Annotated in this window: 15 protein-coding genes; 13 read left to right on the forward strand and 2 right to left on the reverse strand. The window is 66.9% G+C overall.

Annotation, left to right across the window (positions count from 1 at the left end; genetic code table 11):
- The first annotated feature begins 31 nt into the window (after positions 1–31).
- The 5 genes from cobN to cobJ are packed head-to-tail and all read left to right on the forward strand — an operon-like array spanning position 32 to position 6,759.
- Positions 32–3,403, forward strand: a complete 3,372-nt coding sequence (cobN, locus tag CFR79_RS11675; protein WP_110548013.1) for a cobaltochelatase subunit CobN — start codon at positions 32–34, stop codon at positions 3,401–3,403.
- On the forward strand, positions 3,400–4,635 hold the full coding sequence (gene cobG, locus CFR79_RS11680) for a precorrin-3B synthase (protein WP_110548014.1): 1,236 nt from the start codon (positions 3,400–3,402) through the stop codon (positions 4,633–4,635). The genes cobN and cobG overlap by 4 nt, the downstream gene beginning before the upstream one ends.
- Positions 4,632–5,273 carry a precorrin-8X methylmutase gene (locus CFR79_RS11685; protein ID WP_110548015.1) on the forward strand — a complete coding sequence of 214 codons (642 nt, stop codon included), beginning with the start codon at positions 4,632–4,634 and terminating at the stop codon, positions 5,271–5,273. Before cobG ends, CFR79_RS11685 begins: the two co-directional genes overlap by 4 nt.
- Entirely contained in the window at positions 5,270–5,995 is a 726-nt protein-coding gene (locus CFR79_RS11690; RefSeq protein WP_102325092.1) for a precorrin-2 C(20)-methyltransferase, read from the forward strand. Before CFR79_RS11685 ends, CFR79_RS11690 begins: the two co-directional genes overlap by 4 nt.
- Positions 5,992–6,759 (forward strand): precorrin-3B C(17)-methyltransferase, encoded by a 768-nt coding sequence (gene cobJ, locus CFR79_RS11695; protein WP_102325091.1) that lies wholly within the window; start codon positions 5,992–5,994, stop codon positions 6,757–6,759. Before CFR79_RS11690 ends, cobJ begins: the two co-directional genes overlap by 4 nt.
- Here the strand turns inward: cobJ and CFR79_RS11700 are convergent.
- The gene (locus CFR79_RS11700) at positions 6,729–7,499 is read right to left on the reverse strand and encodes a cobalt-precorrin-6A reductase (RefSeq protein WP_110548016.1); all 771 of its coding nucleotides are present in this window, start codon (positions 7,497–7,499) and stop codon (positions 6,729–6,731) included. The genes cobJ and CFR79_RS11700 overlap by 31 nt on opposite strands.
- 32 nt (positions 7,500–7,531) lie before the next feature.
- Here CFR79_RS11700 and cbiE point away from each other — a divergent pair, with 32 nt between their 5' ends.
- Genes cbiE through cobM form a run of 3 tightly spaced genes read left to right on the forward strand, consistent with a single transcriptional unit; the run spans position 7,532 to position 9,902 of the window.
- Entirely contained in the window at positions 7,532–8,782 is a 1,251-nt protein-coding gene (gene cbiE / locus CFR79_RS11705; protein WP_110548017.1) for a precorrin-6y C5,15-methyltransferase (decarboxylating) subunit CbiE, read from the forward strand.
- Positions 8,779–9,153 (forward strand): cobalamin biosynthesis protein, encoded by a 375-nt coding sequence (locus CFR79_RS11710; RefSeq protein WP_102325089.1) that lies wholly within the window; start codon positions 8,779–8,781, stop codon positions 9,151–9,153. The genes cbiE and CFR79_RS11710 overlap by 4 nt, the downstream gene beginning before the upstream one ends.
- Positions 9,150–9,902 carry a precorrin-4 C(11)-methyltransferase gene (cobM, locus tag CFR79_RS11715; protein ID WP_110548018.1) on the forward strand — a complete coding sequence of 251 codons (753 nt, stop codon included), beginning with the start codon at positions 9,150–9,152 and terminating at the stop codon, positions 9,900–9,902. Before CFR79_RS11710 ends, cobM begins: the two co-directional genes overlap by 4 nt.
- Before the next feature lie 13 nt (positions 9,903–9,915).
- Here the strand turns inward: cobM and CFR79_RS11720 are convergent, their stop codons facing one another.
- Positions 9,916–11,007 (reverse strand): cobalt-precorrin-5B (C(1))-methyltransferase, encoded by a 1,092-nt coding sequence (locus tag CFR79_RS11720; protein ID WP_102325087.1) that lies wholly within the window; start codon positions 11,005–11,007, stop codon positions 9,916–9,918.
- A gap of 88 nt (positions 11,008–11,095) precedes the next feature.
- Here CFR79_RS11720 and CFR79_RS11725 point away from each other — a divergent pair, with 88 nt between their 5' ends.
- From CFR79_RS11725 to CFR79_RS11745, 5 genes are all read left to right on the forward strand, one after another.
- The gene (locus tag CFR79_RS11725) at positions 11,096–12,415 is read left to right on the forward strand and encodes a cobyrinate a,c-diamide synthase (RefSeq protein ID WP_258373566.1); all 1,320 of its coding nucleotides are present in this window, start codon (positions 11,096–11,098) and stop codon (positions 12,413–12,415) included.
- A gap of 139 nt (positions 12,416–12,554) precedes the next feature.
- The gene (locus CFR79_RS11730; protein ID WP_102325086.1) at positions 12,555–12,803 is read left to right on the forward strand and encodes a FeoA family protein; all 249 of its coding nucleotides are present in this window, start codon (positions 12,555–12,557) and stop codon (positions 12,801–12,803) included.
- Positions 12,800–14,635 carry a ferrous iron transporter B gene (gene feoB / locus CFR79_RS11735; protein ID WP_102325085.1) on the forward strand — a complete coding sequence of 612 codons (1,836 nt, stop codon included), beginning with the start codon at positions 12,800–12,802 and terminating at the stop codon, positions 14,633–14,635. Before CFR79_RS11730 ends, feoB begins: the two co-directional genes overlap by 4 nt.
- Positions 14,635–14,898 carry a DUF6587 family protein gene (locus CFR79_RS11740; protein WP_110548020.1) on the forward strand — a complete coding sequence of 88 codons (264 nt, stop codon included), beginning with the start codon at positions 14,635–14,637 and terminating at the stop codon, positions 14,896–14,898. Before feoB ends, CFR79_RS11740 begins: the two co-directional genes overlap by 1 nt.
- Positions 14,899–15,175: 277 nt before the next feature.
- A partial coding sequence (locus tag CFR79_RS11745; protein ID WP_110548021.1) for a diguanylate cyclase domain-containing protein occupies positions 15,176–16,855 on the forward strand: 1,680 nt, incomplete at its 3' end.

The raw sequence follows: 16,855 nt of genomic DNA on the forward strand, positions 1-16,855 counted from the left end.
GGGACAACGGCAGCAGGACGGGACAGGCACCATGCATCTGCTGGCACGCGAGGTCCGCACGCTCGACGACGGCGATCAGGCGGAAGATCTGGGGCATGCCCCGGCGGATATCGTGTTCCTGTCCTTTTCGGACAGCGACCTGCTGTGCCTGAACGCCGCCCGTGCGGCGGCGGACGCTCCGGCTGCCAGCCTGCGCACCGTCACCCTGTCGCGACTGCTGCACCCGATGTCGATCGACCTGTATGTAGCCGATACCATCATGGATTCGCGCTGCGTGGTGGTGCGGCTGCTGGGGGGGCTGGATTACTGGCGTTACGGGGCGGAAGAACTGGCGCGCGCATGCGGTCAGGCGGATATCCCGCTGGCCTTCCTGTCCGGGGATGGACGCGATGATCCGCGTCTGGCACAGCTTTCCACCGTGGGGGACGCCACGCGCGCGCGGCTTGATGCCCTCATGCGCACGGGCGGCAGCGCCAACATGGCAACCGCCCTGCGGGTCATGGCGCATCTGGCCGGATGCGGGCCGGATGTGGATACGCCCACCATTCCCCTGCCCCCGGCGGAACTGCTGCACGCAGCCGACCCCGCCCTGCCGCTACGTGCAATGGTGGTGTTCTACCGCACGCATCTGCTGGCAGCGGATATCGCCCCCATCATGGAACTGGCCTCCGCTCTGGCCGGGCACGGCATCGGGGCTGACCTGCTTTATGTCACCTCCCTGAAAGATGCCGCGTCGGCGCGGGTGGTGACGGACCGGATTGCCGCAGCCCCGCCCGACATCATCGTCAACGCCACCTTCTTTTCCACGCGGGGCAGCGATGATGGCCACAGTCCGCTGGATATGGCGGGCGTGCCGGTGCTGCAGGTGCAGCAGCCGGGCATACCCTACGCCACATGGCGCGACAGCGTGCGCGGCCTGTCACAGGCGGACCTTGCCATGCAGGTGGTGCTGCCGGAACTCGACGGGCGAATTCCCGCCTGTCCCATTTCCTTCAAGGAAGAAGCCGCGCCCGGGCTGCCCGCGCGTCATGTGCCCTACCCCGATGGCATCGCGCTGACATGCGCCCGCGCCGCCGGGTGGGCACGGCTGGGACACACGCGGCCCGACGCGCGGCACGTGGGCATCATCCTGTCCGACTATCCCGGCGCGCAGGGCGCGCCCACGGGACAGGCCGCCCACGCCGTGGGACTGGACAGTTTCGCAAGCCTCGAACACATCATGTACCTGCTGCACGCCGCCGGATACGATACGGGTGCGGCCCCGCTGCCTACCGCACGGCAGCTTACGGATGCACTGGCCCGTGCATCCGTGCGGCCCTTTGTCTCCGTCACCACCTACCAACGCTGGTTTGACGGCCTGCCTGCGGAATCACGCGCAGCGCTCACTACCTGCTGGGGCGCGCCGGAAGAAGACCCGGCCTGCCGGGACGGGATGTTTCACCTGCGCCACATGCGGGCGGGAAACATCCTGATGGCGCTGCAGCCCGACCGGGGCGCACCGGGCGACCGGCACGGGGGCTATCATGATCCCGATACTCCGCCCCGGCATGCCTATGTCGCCTTCTATCTGTGGCTGCGCCATGAAGCGGGGCTGGACGCCATGGTGCATCTGGGCACGCATGGCACGCTGGAATGGCTGCCGGGCAAGGCTGCTGCGCCCAGCGCCACCTGCTGGCCGTCATTACTGGTGGGCGGCCTGCCGGTGATCTATCCCTTCATTGTCAATAACCCCGGCGAGGCCGCCGCCGCCCGGCGCAGGCTAGGGGCCGTCACCATCGGCCACATGACGCCCCCCATCGTGCCGGTCGGCACCAGCGGGACCGATACGGGCGAACTGGAACGCCTGATCGATGAATATGCGGCGGCTGATGGTCTGGACCGCAGGCGCGGGGCCATACTGCGCGGGGAAATCCTGCAACGCGCGGACAGTCTGGGCCTGCTGGGAGAAAGCGGTGCAGCCCGTGACGGGGATGAGGATGAAGCCCTCGCCCGGCTGGATGCCTATCTGTGCGATGTGAAGGACCTGCAGATCCGCGACGGGCTGCATGTCTTTGGCCACCCGCCGCCACGGGCGGATGAACTGGCGCGGGCCATCGCGCATTCGTGCAACATGACCGATGGCGAGGAAATCGCCACCCGTCTGCACGCATGCGGACAGGCGGAAAGCAATGCGCTGCTAGCCGCGCTGGATGGCCGGTTCGTTCCCGCAGGCCCGGCTGGCGCGCCCACGCGTGGGCGTGCCGATGTGCTGCCCACGGGACGCAACCTGTATGCCATGGACCCGCGCGCCATCCCCACCCGTTCGGCGCTGGTGCTGGCCGAACGCACCGCCGCCATACTGCTTGAAGGGCATCTTCAGGATCAGGGCGAGCCGCTGCGCAGCCTTGTGATCGACCTGTGGGGTTCGGCCAGCCTGCGCACGGGGGGCGAGGATCTGGCCCTTGCGCTGCTGCTTATGGGGGTCAGGCCGGTATGGGATGACGCATCGGGCCGTATCACCGGGATCGAGATCGTCCCCATGGCCGAACTGGGCCGTCCGCGCGTGGATGTCACGCTACGGCTGTCGGGCCTGTTCCGCGATGCCTTTCCGGGTCAGATCGCCCTGTTTGAACAGGCGGTGCAGGCCATTGCGGGGCGCGATTTCGAAGCCCCGGACCTTAACCCGCTGGCCGCCAGTGTCACCGGACTGGACGGCCCGGCCCGCCACGCCGCCACCGCGCGCATGTTCGGCGCCGCGCCCGGTTCCTATGGCAGCGGGGTGGAAGACCTGCTGGCCGGGGGGGCATGGACCGGACGCGATGAACTGGGGCAGGCATGGCTGGCGGGTTCGGCATGGACCTATGGCGGCCAGCGTGAAGGCGGGCAGGACCCGGCCGCACTGGCGCAGCGCATGGCGCAGGCGGCAGTCATGCTGCATTTACAGGACAACGCGGAAACCGATATTCTGGAAAGCGTGGACATCGCCACACATGAAGGCGGCATGGCGGCGGCGGCAGGCATGCTGGGCAATGCACCGCGCCTGCTGCATGGCGATACGTCCCGCCCGGATACGCCCCGCCTGCGCGCCACGGCGCAGGAAGTGGCCCGCGTGACGCGCGGTCGTCTGGTCAACCCGGCCTGGCTTGCGGGCATGCGCCGCCATGGCTACCGGGGCGCAGCCGAAATCGCGCGCGGCATGGAAGCCCTGCATGGCTTTGCCGCGACTTTGCCCACACGCTTCGACCGGCAGTTCGACCTGACTTTCGGCGCGCTGCTGGACGATCCGGAAATGGAGGCTTTCCTGCGCGAAGCCAATCCCGATGCCCATGCCGCCATCCGTCGGCTGCTGGCCGATGCGATGCGGCGCGACCTGTGGCGACCGCGCAGCAACAGCGCCGGGCTGCTGCTGGATGATGCTTCATGACCATCGCCCCCAGCGTGCGCGGCTGGTGCCCCGGCCTGCATACTCCCATGGAAGCCGCCGATGGCTGGCTGGTGCGCGTGCGCCCGCCCCTTGGCCGCCTGTCCGCGCTTCAGGCACGCCAGATCGCGCAGGCGGCGCGGCGGCATGGCAATGGCCTGATCGAACTGACCAGCCGGGGCAACCTGCAACTGCGCGGCCTGACACCCGACAGCACGCGTGCTTTCGCCCGTGACATGCACGCCGCCGGTCTGGCCAGCGCGGATGCGGCGACGGAGGCCCGGCGCGGGCTGCTGCTCTCCCCACTGGCGGGGCTGGACCCGCACGCAGCGGCTGGCGCGCCTGCCGTCATACGTGCGCTTGATGCCGCGCTGGCCACCGCCGATACCCTGTGCGGACTGCCTGCCAAATTCCTGATCGCCGTTGACTGCGGCGGCCATATCCCGGCGGGCACATTGCGCGCCGATATCGTTGTCCGCACCTGCCCCACCGGCTGGCTGGTCATATGCGGCGCGCGGGGCCTGCCCTGTACCGGCGCACGGGTTCCCGCCACGGTTCTTGCACTGGCCCATGCGCTGGCTGCCACCGGCGCACGTAGCCGTCCCCTGCGTGATGCGGGACTGGGACGCGCGGCCTTTGCGCAGTCTGGCCTGCTGGCCGATACGGTGGAAATCCCCGCCGCAACCGGGGCGACACCGCAACTGGCCGGTCCGCTGCCCGGCAATGCCATGGGCGCGGTCCTGCCCCCCGGCCCGATTGACGCCGACATGCTGGAAGCCGTGGCGGACTGGTCCGAAACCGCAGGCAACGGCCATATGCGCATTGCCCCGTGGCGCACGATCATACTGGAAGACTGTGCTGCGCCACCGCCAGTGCCCGGCCTGATCGCCACACCCGATGATCCGCGCCTGCGCATATCGGCCTGTATCGGCATGCGCGGCTGTGGCTGTGCGCCGCGCGACGTCATTGCGGATGCGGCCTGTCTGGCCCCCGACCTGCCACCGGGCGTGAGCCTGCACGTATCGGGCTGCACCAAGGGATGCGCCCATCCGGCCCCCGCCGACATCACCCTGGTCGCCGGACAGGATGGCTATGCCCTGTGTCCGCATGGCCGGGCGGACGATACGCCTGTAGACATCGGGCTTTCGCTGGCACAGATACATCCCATCGTGCGGGGCTGGTCCCCGCGACAGGGCGATGCCTCGCCACAGAACGGGAGAACTGGACCGGCATGACCGCGCAAACGGAACCGTACGACTACATCCATGACGGGGCGGCGATCTATGCCCGTTCCTTTGCCATCATCCGGTCCGAAGCGGACCTCAGCGGCCTGAATGAGGCGGAAGCCCGCGTGGTCGTACGCATCATCCACGCCTGCGGCATGGTGGACGTGGCGCAGGCCGTCCGCATGTCACCCGATTTCGTCAGCAGCGCACGCGCCGCCCTGCTGGCGGGCAGGCCGGTCCTGTGTGATGCGAACATGGTCGCCCATGGCGTGACCCGCGCGCGCCTGCCCGCCGATAACCCGGTCATCTGCACGCTGCGCGATCCGCGCACACCCGAACTGGCCCGGGCGATCGGCAATACCCGTTCCGCCGCCGCGATGGACCTGTGGGGCGATGATCTGGCGGGGGCAGTCGTCGCCATCGGCAATGCACCGACAGCACTGTTCCACCTGCTGGAAATGATCCGGGCGGGCGCGCCACGGCCCGCGGCGGTGATCGGCATGCCGGTCGGCTTCGTCGGGGCCGCCGAATCGAAAGAGGCGCTGGCCGGATTCGGCGACCTGCCCTTCATCATCGTGCGTGGTCGTCTGGGCGGCAGCGCCATGGCGGCGGCGACCGTCAACGCACTGGCGAGCGAGGCGGAATGACCACTGGCCACCTGTCCATTCTGGGCATGGGACCGGGTGATCCCGAACTCATGACCCTGAAGGCCGCGCGCCTGCTGCGCGAAAGCCCGGTCGTCGCATGGTTCTGCCGCCATGACCGCCCCGGCCATGCCCGTGAGATCGCGGGGGATCTGGTCTCCCCCACCGCCACGACGCTGCGCTTCGCCTATCCCTTCACCACGGAAATCCCGGTCAGCGATCCCGCCTATCTGGTGCGCATGGCACGATTCTACGATGACTGCGCCGGGCGGATCGCAACCTGCCTGCGTGACGGGCAGGATGTCGCCCTGCTATGCGAGGGCGATCCGTTCCTGTTCGGATCGGCCATGTATGTATTCGACCGCCTGCATGACCGTTTCCCCTGCACCATCGTGCCGGGCATTACCGCCATGGCCGGATGCTGGTCGGTGGCGCAGGCCCCGATGGTACATGGCGATGACGTGCTGTGCGTCATTCCCGGCACGCTGGATGCCGTATCCCTGACCACGCGGCTGGAACAGGCCGATGCCGCCGTCATCATGAAACTGGGCCGCAATCTTGAAAAGATCCGCACCGCCCTGCGCCAGACCGGGCGGGAGGAACGGGCGATCTACGTGGAACGCGCCACCCAGCCGCAGCAACGCTGCATGAAGCTGACCGAAATGCAGGGGCCTGCCCCCTATTTCTCCATTATCCTCGTTCCCGGTCGGGAGGACGCACGATGACGGAAAACCGGGGTCGCATCCTTGTCATCGGGCTGGGACCCGGCGCACTGGCGCAGCGCACGCCGCAGGCCGATGCGGCGCTGGCGCAGGCAACCGACCTGATCGGTTACGCACCCTACGTCGCCCGCGTTCAGGCCGGGCCGGAAGTGATACGGCACGCAAGCGACAACCGCGTGGAACTGGATCGTGCCCGCCATGCCGTGGAACTGGCGCTGGCGGGGCGGGTCGTGGCGGTCGTATCGGGTGGTGATGCGGGCGTATTCGGCATGGCCAGCGCCGTGTTCGAGGCCATCGACCACGGCCCCGCCGCATGGCGCGGGGTTGAGGTAACCGTCATTCCCGGCATTTCCGCCGTACTGGCGGCGGCAGCACGGCTGGGTGCGCCGCTGGGGGGGGATTTCTGCGTCATTTCCCTGTCCGACAACCTCAAGCCACGTGAGGTCGTCCATCGCAGGCTGGCGGCGGCGGCACAGGCGGGGCTGGTCATCGCGCTCTATAATCCCCGCTCCCGCGCACGGCCCGACCAGCTCGGCGAAGCACTGGACCTGCTGCGCACCATCCTGCCCCCCACCGTGCCGGTCGCCTTCGCCCGTGCCATCGGCAGGCCCGATGAACGCGTTATCCTGACCGACATCGCCAGTGCCGACCCCGAACAGGTGGACATGAGCACGCTGGTGCTGATCGGCTGCCCGCTGACCCATGTCATCGACCGGGCGGATGGGGGCCAGTGGCTTTACACGTCGCGCAGGGTGGACGCGCCGTGATCATGCAGGGCGTCCAGCCATGCCATGGCGGCCGTGGCGTCGGGCACGACCGGGGCCGGGGCAAGAACGGGCCGGGCGACCATGATTACCGCCACCCCCAGCCTGCGCGCGGCGACAAGTTTGCCCGCCGTGGCCATGCCACCGGAATTCTTGGTGACGATCACGTCAATCCGTTCGGTGCGCAGCAGGGTTTCCTCCGCCGCCTCATCAAAGGGGCCACGCGCCTGCAGCACCCGCGCGCCCGGCGGCAGCAGGGCGGAATCGGGCCGGTCCACGCTACGCAGCAGCCAGTCATGCCGGTCCATCGTGGCAAAGGGCAGCAGGTCCTTGCGCCCGACCGTCAGCAGCACGCGCCGGGGCACCGTGCCCAGCGCACAGGCTGCGGCCTGCATGTCGGGCACGAGGGTCCAGTCATCGCCCACACCGGGTGTCCAGCCGGGCCGCTCCACCCGCAGCAGCGGCACGCCCGCCTGCGTACAGGCCTGTACCGCATTGCCACTGATCTGCGCGGCAAAGGGATGGGTGGCGTCAATGACCGCCTCGATACCATGGGTTTCCAGCCATGCCCGCAGTCCCGCCACACCGCCGAACCCGCCGATGCGTACATCCAGCGCGGGCAGCACCGGCGCGCGCGTCGCCCCGGCAAGGGAAACGGTAGCCTGAAAGCACCCGGTCCGTGCTTCCAGCAGGCCGTAAAGCGCACGTGCCTCCGTAGTGCCGCCCAGAACCAGAACCCGCATCCCTATCCTCCTGCATGCGCGATGGGTGCCGCATGAACACGCCATGGCTGCACGTTATCGGCATTGGGGAAGACGGTGTCGAGGGGCTGTCCGCCGCCAGCCGTGCGCTGATCGCCGGTGCGGAACTGGTGGCGGGCGGCGCGCGTCATCTGGAACTGGCCGAATCCCTTATTACGGGACGCATGCTGCCGTGGCCGCATCCCTTTGCCGCGGGTGTAGCGGAACTGCTGACATGGCGCGGCAGGACGGTCTGTGTGCTGGCATCGGGCGATCCGTTCCTGTTCGGCGTCGGGGCCACGCTGCGCCGCCATGTCCCGATGGGGGAAATGGTCTGCCTGCCTGCCCCGTCCTCGGTCGCGCTGGCGTGCAACCTGCTGGGCTGGGCGGAACAGGACGTGGCCGTGCTGTCGCTATGCGGTCGCCCGATGGAAGCCTGCGCGCCCTCCCTCCAGCCCGGCGCACGGCTGGTTGTCCTGTCCGCCGATGAACATACGCCCGCTGCCTTCGCACGGTGGCTGGACCAGCGCGGTTTTGGGGCTTCCACGCTTCATATCCTTGGCGCGCTGGGCGGGGCGGAGCAGACGCATGAGGTCGTGACGGTTGCCGCGCTGGCAGGCGACAGGGTAGCATCCATCCCCCGGCTGAACCTTATGGCGCTGGAAATCGTGGCGGAGCGGGACGCGCATGTCATTCCGCTGGCCTGCGGGCTGCCGGATGAACTGTTCGAGCATGACGGACAGATCACGAAGCGTGAAATCCGTGCCGCCACCCTGTCCGCCCTTGCACCCCGGCGGGGGGAAATGCTGTGGGATATTGGCGGTGGATCGGGTTCGATCAGCATCGAATGGATGCTGCGCCACCCCGCCAACCGGGCCATCGCCATTGAAAAATCGGCCACGCGCGGCGCGCGCATCGCACGCAACGCGCTCAGCCTGGGCGTGCCCGCCCTACGCGTCGTGGAAGGCGAGGCCCCGGCTGTCCTCACACAGATGCTGGCCGACGGTGTGGACGCGCCCGACGCCATTTTCATCGGTGGCGGCACCAGCAATCCGGGCATGCTGGAGGCGGCGTGGCAGGCGCTGCGCCCCGGTGGCAGGCTGGTCGCCAATGCCGTGACGCTGGAAAGCGAGACGGCGCTGGCCGCCGCCCATGCACGTTGGGGCGGCACGCTGACGCGCATGCAGGTCGAGCGGCTGGAACAGATCGGACGTTTCCATGGTTTCCGGCCCGGCATGACCGTCACGCTATATGCCGCGCAGCGTCCTGATGGCGCGCGCGCATGATCGTGGCCGGACTGGGCCTGCGCAGCGGGTGTGACATGCAGGTGATCCTTGACCTGCTCCATGCGGCGCAGGAGTGCTGCGGCGGGCAGGCGGACCTTGTGGCCGTGCCAGCCTTCCGGTACGACGAGCCCGGCCTGCGGGCCGCCGTCGCCCATCTGGGCCTGATGCTGCGCGGGGTGACACGGGCGCAGTTGCTGGCCGCGCAGCCCCGCTGCATCAGCCATTCCGCCCGGGCGCTGGCGGCTACTGGCGTAGCTTCCGTTGCGGAAGGGTGCGCCCTTGCGGTGGCGGGACCGCGATCGAGGCTTGTCGTGCCGCGCCTGACCGGCACCCACGCAACATGTGCCATGGCACAGGGAGAGGATGCATGACCGTACACTTCATCGGCGCCGGGCCGGGCGCTGCCGACCTGCTGACCCTGCGCGGGCGCGACCTTCTGGCGAAATGCCCGGTCTGCCTGTACGCGGGTTCGATCGTACCCGTGGAAATGCTGGAACACTGCCCGGACGATGCGCGGCTGGTGGATACCGCCCCGCTGACGCTGGACCTGATCGAGCAGGAATATATCCGCGCCCATGCGGCGGGACAGGACGTGGCGCGCCTGCATTCGGGCGACCTGTCGGTCTATAGCGCCGTGGCCGAACAGATCCGCAGGCTGGACCGCAATAACATCCCGTGGACCATGACGCCGGGCGTACCGGCGTTTGCCGCCGCCGCCTCCGTGCTGGGACGTGAACTGACCGTGCCGGAAGTCGCGCAGAGCGTGGTGCTGACGCGTGTCAGCGGCCGGGCCTCCGCCATGCCGGAACGTGAAAAACTGGCCGCCTTTGGCGCAACGGGAGCAACGCTTGCGATCCATCTGGCCATCCATGTGCTGGACCAGATCGTAGCCGACCTGATCCCGTTTTATGGCGCGGACTGTCCCGTCGCCATCGTGGCGCGGGCGACATGGCCGGACCAGTTGGTGTTACGCGGCACATTGGGCGACATAAGCGAACAGCTCGCCGAAAATCCCATCGAGCGCACGGCGCTGGTTCTGGTCGGGCGCGCGCTGGGCACGCATGATTTCCGCGAAAGCGCGCTCTACAACCCCGACTATCACCGCCGCTTCCGTTCCTGAGCCAGCAGGCCGGTTACCGCGTAACGGGATGCGGGCCATGGCGGGCCACCATCTGGCCCGCGCGATCGAACAACAGCACATCCAGCATGCAGTCCGCGCCCGCCAGCACATCGCATGCAGTCTGCCACGCAGCCCGCGCCACGGCCGGGCCAAGGGGCACCCCCGCTTCGATCGCAAGGGCAAAGGCCGCCGCGACGGAATGGGAGCGCGCAATGTCCGCCACCACACCTGCCGTCGCACCCTGCGCGCGGGCAAGATCCGCCACACGTCCCATATCGGCCTGTCCCCGGCGGGAATGCAGGTCCAGAAAACCCTGCGCCAGCTTGGTCATCTTGGCCACGCCCCCCGCCACCGTAATGTGGTCCACGGGGTGGCGGCGCAGGTATTTGAGCAGCCCCCCGGCAAAATCGCCCATTTCCAGCATGGCTTCGGGCGGCAGGCCATACAGCGCCTGTGTCGCCCGTTCCGACACATCGCCCGTGCAGCCCGCCACATGCCGCAGCCCGAGCGCGCGCGCCACGTCCACGCCACGATGGATGCTGTCAATCCACGCGGCGCAGGAAAATGGCACCACGATGCCCGTCGTGCCCAGGACCGACAGCCCCCCCACAATACCCAGACGGCCATTAAGCGTATGCCGCGCCATATCCTGCCCGCCGGGGATGGAGACGGTGACCTCCACATCCGGCTCATACCCGCTCACGGCACTCAATGCCGTGCGGATCATGTGGCGCGGGACGGGATTGATGGCAGGCTCCCCCGGCGGTAGCGGCAGGCCCGGCAGGGTGACGGTGCCCACCCCCTCGCCCGCGCGAAATACCACCCCGCTGCCCGGTGGCGCATGACGGACGGTAGCGCGCACATGTGCGCCATGGGTCACGTCCGGATCATCGCCCGCGTCCTTGACCACCTCCGCCCATGCGCTATCCCCCTCATATCCATGGGCGGCAAGGGCAAAGGCGACATGCTGGCCACCCGGAAGCGTTATGGTTACGGGGTCTGGAAAACCGGGCCCGCACAGGCCGCCCCACGCGGCGCGGGCGGCAGCGGTGGCGCAACTGCCTGTAGTCCAGCCCCGACGCAGGCTGGTATGGGAACGCTCCATCGGGATGACCTTCTTTTCCGATACGGATAACCAGGATGGCAGGCAACGGCATGGGTTCCGTCGCCACGGTCTAGCAGGAACGGACATGATGACACGAGGCCTGATGATAGCCGCCCCACGTTCGGGCGGTGGCAAGACGACCCTGACGCTGGCCCTGCTTGCCGCCCTGCGGGACCGCGGCGTGGCCGTGCGCGGGGCAAAGACGGGACCGGACTATATCGACCCTGCGTTCCATGAGGCCCTGACAGGTCATGCCAGCCTCAATCTCGATAGCTGGGCCATGCCGCCTGCCCTGCTGGACAATGTGATGGCGCGCAGCCTGTCCGGTTGCGACATGCTGGTAACGGAAGCCTCCATGGGGCTGTTTGACGGGCTGCTGGGGCCGGATGGCGCGCGGGGAGCGCCCGCGGACATCGCCGCGCGCTACGGCCTGCCGGTGGTGCTGGTGCTGGACATTTCCGGTCAGGGCCAGTCGGCGGCGGCGACGGCGCTGGGTTTTGCAACGCTGGACCCGGCGGTGCGCGTGGCGGGCGTCATCCTGAACCGTGTTGGCTCCCCCCGTCATGCCGCGATGGCGACACAGGCCATTACCGCAACCGGCATCCCCGTTCTGGGCGCGTTCGGGCGGGATGCGCAGTTGCAGATGCCCGAACGGCATCTGGGACTGGTACAGGCGCGCGAACATGACGGGCTGCATCAACTGGCCGCACGTCTGGCCGCGCAGGCCCGGCGCGATCTGGACCTTGACGCCATCATCGCATGCGCAGCACCCCCGCGCATCGCCCCGATGGGGGGCGCCACCATCGCGCTATCCCCGCCGGGCCAGCGGATTGCGGTGGCGGATGATGCCGCCTTTTCCTTCCTGTATGGCCATATCGCCGCAGGCTGGCGCGCGGCGGGGGCGGAACTGCATTCCTTTTCCCCCCTGAATGACGAAGGCCCGGCGGATGACTGCGATGCCTGCTGGCTGCCCGGTGGCTATCCCGAACTGCATGCGGGCCAACTGGCGGCAGCGGAAAACTTCCGGGGTGCGCTGTCCCGTTTCGCCGCCAGCCGGCCCGTGCATGGGGAATGCGGGGGCTTCATGGTACTGGGCCAGAGTCTGACCGATAAAACCGGCCAGACCCATCGCATGACCGGCCTGCTGGGTCATGCCACGTCCTTCGCCACCCGTCGCATGAACCTTGGCTACCGTGCCGCCACCCTGCGCCATGACTGCGCCATAGGCCGGGCGGGAGATACGCTGCGCGGGCACGAATTCCACTATGCCACGGTGACTGACCCCGGCCATGACGGGGCACTGGCCGACATGCGCGATGGCTATGGTGTGGAACGCGGCGCGGGTGGTGGGCGACGTGGTTATGTATCGGGCACGTTCTTTCACGTGCTGGCGGCGTGTCCATCATGAACATGGCGGCGCATGCAGGGTAAACATACCCGTAATGGTGGCAGCACAGGGATCGGGACAAAGATGATGGACACCATTACGGTTCATATTTAATAATAATTATTATTACTTACTTATATTGTCCGGATTAAACCCGCCAATGCGACTGAGCGACCTGCCACGTGGCACCGATGCCATAATCGACCACGTGGACGATCATGCCGAAACCGACCCCGTCGCGCGGCGCCTGCGGGAACTGGGATTCGTGCCGGGTGAACCGGTGCGTGTGGTCGCAACCGCCCCGCTGGGGGGCGATCCGCTGGCGGTGCGCATCGGGTTTACCCGCTTCGCCCTGCGTCGCACGGAAGCGGACCGCGTGGTTATCCACCCGGTGAAAGAACTGGCATGACCACCCTGAACATCGCGCTGGTCGGCAATCCGAACTGTGGCAAGACCGCCCTGTTCAACCTGCTGACCGGCAGTCGGCAGAAAGTGGCGAACTATGCCGGCGCGACGGTCGAACGCAAGGAAGGCTGGTTTACCACACCCGGGGGCCGCCGTATCCGGCTGCTGGACCTGCCTGGCGCGTACAGCCTGAACGCCACCAGCCCCGATGAAGCGGTAACGCGCGATGTCTGTGCAGGGACCTATCGCGGGGAAGCGGCACCTGACCTGCTGGTCTGCGTGGCGGACGCCACCAACCTGCGGCTGCACCTGCGTTTCGTGCTGGAAATGCGGGCCATGGGCCGTCCCCTTGTGCTGGCGCTGAACATGATCGACGCCGCCAGACGCAACGGCATGGAAATCGACCTGCCGCGCCTGCAGGCGGAACTGGGCATGGTGGTGATCCCCACGATCGGCGTCCGGCGCGACGGCGCGCGCGAACTGCTGGCGGAACTGGACGGGACGCCACCCCCCGTACCCGCCCCACTGCCCGAAGGCACGGACCTGCACGCGCTGGTGCGCCAGATCCTGTCGGACTGCGTGACGCAGTCTTCCCCCCTGTCCGACCGGATCGAGGAACGGCTTGACCGCTGGGTGCTGCATCCGGTGTGGGGGCCGGTCATCCTGATCGTGCTGCTGTTCTTCATGTTTCAGGCGGTATTTGCCTGGGCACAGCCCCTTATGGATGCAATCGATGCGGGCATGGGGATGCTGGGGCAGAAGATCGGCATGCTCATGCCCGATGGCGTCCTGCGCAGCCTGATCGTGGATGGCGTGATCGCGGGCGCAGGCAGCGTGGTGACATTCCTGCCACAGATCCTGATCCTGTTCGCATGGATACTGGTGCTGGAGGAATCGGGGTACCTGCCCCGCGCGGCCTTCCTGCTCGACCGGCTCATGTCCTTTGCCGGGCTGAGTGGGCGATCCTTCATTCCGCTGCTGTCCAGCTTCGCCTGCGCGGTGCCGGGCATCATGTCCACGCGCACGATCCAGAACCCGCGCGACCGGCTGGTCACGATCCTGATCGCCCCGCTCATGACGTGTTCGGCGCGCCTGCCGGTCTATACGCTGCTGATCGGGGCCTTCATACCGCATCGTAACATCGCCCATTTCCTGAACCTTCAGGGGCTGGTCCTGTTCGGCCTGTACGCAGTGGCCATTGCTTCCGCCCTGGTGGTCGCGCGCGTACTGCGCTGGCGCAATGCCGACCGGCAGGAAGCCACGCTGCTTATGGAACTGCCCGCCTATCGGGTACCCAACCCCCGCGATCTGGCGCTGGGGCTGTGGGAACGGGCGCGCATATTCCTTTTGCGCGTAGGCACGACCATTGTCTCGCTTACCGTCATGCTGTGGGGGCTTTCCAGCTTTCCCGCCCCGCCCGCAGGCGCGCAGGGTCCGGCAATCGACTGGAGCTTCGCGGGCAGGATCGGCCATCTTATGCTGCCGGTTTTCGCCCCGCTGGGTTTCAACTGGCAGATCTGCGTCGCGCTGATCCCCGGTCTCGCCGCGCGTGAGGTGGCGGTAGGCGCGCTGGCCACCGTCTATTCCCTTGGCTCGGGCACCGATACGGATCAGGCGGCACTTCAGCTTGGCCAGATGCTGCCCACGCACTGGGGCGTGCCAACCGCCCTGTCCCTGCTGGCATGGTATGTCTACGCACCGCAATGTGTCGCGACACTGGCCGTCATCCGGCGCGAAACCGCATCGTGGCGGGTGGTCGCCATCGCCGCGGGTTACCTGTTCGCCCTTGCCTACGCCGCATCGTTCCTGACGTATCACATCGCCCGGATGTTCTGATGGGGCCCCACCACATCATCCAGACAGTGCTGGCCTGCGCGATGGTGCTGGCCTGTGGGCTGTACTGGGCCGGGCGACTGTTTCCTGCCGCCAGCCGCAGGGGATGGAGCAGCATGACAGCCATCCTGCGCGGGCTGCATGCACCGGCTGGCATGATCCATTATGCCGACCGCCGCAGCCGGCCCCGCAACCGGACAGGATGTGGCGGCTGTTCGGGTTGTGCGGACAGAAACTGCACGCCCGGCGCCGGACCTGACAGGTAATCCGGTTCACTGCTGGTCCAACTGACAGCTACAGTGCCATTGCGAGCAGGATATGGCGATAAATTATACAAGTATAGAATAAGTATTATCTAAACTGGTATGTGATGTCTGTGCCATCCACATGTGATACCCATGCACCATTGCCGCCAATCCTGTATACTGGCCATATTGAGAATATGGGACGGGACCATACCCGTCCTGACCATTTGAGACTGCGCGACCCCGTGCGTTGGCGCGTGATGGCGGATCGCCCTTACCCCTTGTGCGAGGTAGATCAATGCCAAAGCCTAAACTGAGTGCCGAAGTCCTGATTTTGGCACTGGAGCAGGCCGCTGATGCAACCATTATCATTGATGACGCAGGCCGGGTGATCCTGTTCAACAGGGCTGCGGAAAAACTGTGGGGCCTCGACAGGCAGGACGTGCTGGGCCAGTCGATGGACACGCTGCTGCCGCAACCGCATCGCAGCCGCTATGAAGCTTTCATCAATCGCAGCAGTGACAGCACGGTAGCCGAGGGCGACGCCACACATGAAGTGGCCTTTACCCGCAGCGACGGGATGAACATCTGCGGTGAACTATCCCTGTCGCGCGTCAATGCGGATACGGGACGCTGTTTTTACACGGGGGTGATGAAGAATGTCACCAGCGCGTGCCAGCAGCACAAGATCCTGATTTTACAGAATGACGTGTTACGCGCCCTGGCCAGCAACACGCTCATGCAGGATGTGGCCGACCTCATGTGCCGCCGGGTGGAAAGTTTTGTGCCCGACGCGGTGGCGGCCTTCCTGCTGATCGAGCCGGACGGGTCATTGCTCGTGCTGGCCAGCCCCACCCTGCCCAACCGTTACCGGAGCGCACTGGAAAGCCTGCCGGTTTCCGGCCCGGAAATGGAAAAGCTGCGCGCGGACGCCCGCCATGCCACGCATATGGTATGGGACAGCTACCGCTCCCTTGGCATTTCACTGGGGCTTCAGCAGTGTTTCAGCATGCCCGTGCATTGTGGCGAAGGGCAGGTAAAAGGCATTTTTGCCCTTTATACCCGCGTGGAACAGGGCGCCAATACATGGGCGCAGCGCGTGGTCGATGCCTGCGTGCCGTTCTGCGCGCTGGCCTTTGAAAAGAACGCGGCGCAGGAACATATTTCCCACCTCGCCAATTTTGACCCGCTGACCGGCCTGCTCAACCGCACCGCCGTACACCGGGAAATCGAGAAACTGATCGCCAGGCAGGAAGGCAACCGGCAGCTTGCGGTCTTCATGCTTGATATCGACCGCTTCCGCGACATCAACGATGCGCTGGGCCATATCTACGCCGACCAGTTTCTGGTGGAAATCGCCCAGCGCCTGCGCTCGATCGTAAAAGACGGCGACATCATCAGCCGTTCGAACGGCAACGAATTCGTGGTGATCGCACCCGACTGCACGAACGAGGACGCCACCGATTTCGCCCGTCTGCTGCTGGACACCATCGCGCGGCCGATGCGGGTTGGCCAGAATACCCTGACCATTTCATGCAGTATCGGCATCAGCATCTTCCCCACCAACGGGCCGGACAGTGAATCGCTGCTCAGCACCGCCAATGCCGCCATGCGGCGGGCCCGCACGGACCGGCGCGGGGCATTCCGCTTCGCCAGCCCGGCTAAAAGCCAGCTTGCGCAGGACCGGCTTGTCCTTGGTTCGGCGCTACGGGACTCGCTGGCCGAAGGCATGCTGAAGCTGCATTACCAGCCACAGGTCCGCATCAATACGCTGGAACTGACGGGGGTGGAGGCACTGGCGCGGTGGCATCATCCGCGCCTTGGCAACATCTTTCCCTCCCGCTTCATCGCGGTGGCGGAGGAGACCGGCCAGATCGAGGCCATCGGCCAGTGGGCGCTGCTTGAAGCATGCCGCCAGATCGTGAAATGGGACCGCGACGGCATCCATGTGCCCACGGTGGCCGTGAACCTGTCCGCC

The organism is Komagataeibacter saccharivorans (assembly GCF_003207825.1).
GTDB classification, from domain to species: Bacteria; Pseudomonadota; Alphaproteobacteria; order Acetobacterales; family Acetobacteraceae; genus Komagataeibacter; species Komagataeibacter saccharivorans.

Bases quoted from the DNA above. Each gene is read 5' to 3' on its own strand.
- cobN (WP_110548013.1), top strand. From the start codon at position 32: ATGCATCTGCTGGCACGCGAGGTCCGCACGCTCGACGACGGCGATCAG.
- cobG (WP_110548014.1), top strand. From the start codon at position 3,400: ATGACCATCGCCCCCAGCGTGCGCGGCTGGTGCCCCGGCCTGCATACT.
- CFR79_RS11685 (WP_110548015.1), top strand. From the start codon at position 4,632: ATGACCGCGCAAACGGAACCGTACGACTACATCCATGACGGGGCGGCG.
- CFR79_RS11690 (WP_102325092.1), top strand. From the start codon at position 5,270: ATGACCACTGGCCACCTGTCCATTCTGGGCATGGGACCGGGTGATCCC.
- cobJ (WP_102325091.1), top strand. From the start codon at position 5,992: ATGACGGAAAACCGGGGTCGCATCCTTGTCATCGGGCTGGGACCCGGC.
- CFR79_RS11700 (WP_110548016.1), bottom strand. From the start codon at position 7,499: ATGCGGGTTCTGGTTCTGGGCGGCACTACGGAGGCACGTGCGCTTTAC.
- cbiE (WP_110548017.1), top strand. From the start codon at position 7,532: ATGAACACGCCATGGCTGCACGTTATCGGCATTGGGGAAGACGGTGTC.
- CFR79_RS11710 (WP_102325089.1), top strand. From the start codon at position 8,779: ATGATCGTGGCCGGACTGGGCCTGCGCAGCGGGTGTGACATGCAGGTG.
- cobM (WP_110548018.1), top strand. From the start codon at position 9,150: ATGACCGTACACTTCATCGGCGCCGGGCCGGGCGCTGCCGACCTGCTG.
- CFR79_RS11720 (WP_102325087.1), bottom strand. From the start codon at position 11,007: ATGGAGCGTTCCCATACCAGCCTGCGTCGGGGCTGGACTACAGGCAGT.
- CFR79_RS11725 (WP_258373566.1), top strand. From the start codon at position 11,096: ATGACACGAGGCCTGATGATAGCCGCCCCACGTTCGGGCGGTGGCAAG.
- CFR79_RS11730 (WP_102325086.1), top strand. From the start codon at position 12,555: ATGCGACTGAGCGACCTGCCACGTGGCACCGATGCCATAATCGACCAC.
- feoB (WP_102325085.1), top strand. From the start codon at position 12,800: ATGACCACCCTGAACATCGCGCTGGTCGGCAATCCGAACTGTGGCAAG.
- CFR79_RS11740 (WP_110548020.1), top strand. From the start codon at position 14,635: ATGGGGCCCCACCACATCATCCAGACAGTGCTGGCCTGCGCGATGGTG.